Origin of the sequence: Erwinia sp. MYb416, assembly GCF_037479575.1 — a bacterium.
In the GTDB taxonomy this organism is placed as follows: domain Bacteria; phylum Pseudomonadota; class Gammaproteobacteria; order Enterobacterales; family Enterobacteriaceae; genus Erwinia; species Erwinia rhapontici.
The window spans coordinates 3,297-3,603 of sequence record NZ_JBBGYT010000185.1 but is presented as its reverse complement, the minus strand read 5'-3'; the positions used below and the strand labels follow the sequence as shown (position 1 = coordinate 3,603).

Below are 307 nucleotides of genomic sequence, written 5' to 3'. Positions count from 1 at the left end.
GTGATACACCGCTGGATAGTGCGCAACTCGACAGCTATACGCTGGTGCAGGTCAAAGTGCTGGCGCAACAGAGTGCGGAACTGGATGCCCTGAGCGCTTTGGGGTTTCGCCTGGTGGAAGGGGAGGCAGATTGCGTGCTGGGCATCACCCCTGTTGAACGCCCGACGGGCATTCGTATTGCCCGCGCTGAGCATATCCCCGCGCTGCGCCAGGTGGCTGAAGAAGCGTTCATCTACAGCCGTTTTCGCGCGCCCTGGTATGCGCCGGGCGACAGCGGGCGTTTTTATGCGCAGTGGGTGGAAAATGC

The 307-nt window shown here is 61.2% G+C and carries 1 pseudogene; it reads left to right on the top strand.

Features of this window, described 5'->3' with window-relative positions:
* Positions 1 to 307: pseudogene (locus WH277_RS01770) on the top strand (dTDP-4-amino-4,6-dideoxy-D-galactose acyltransferase); the annotation flags it as partial.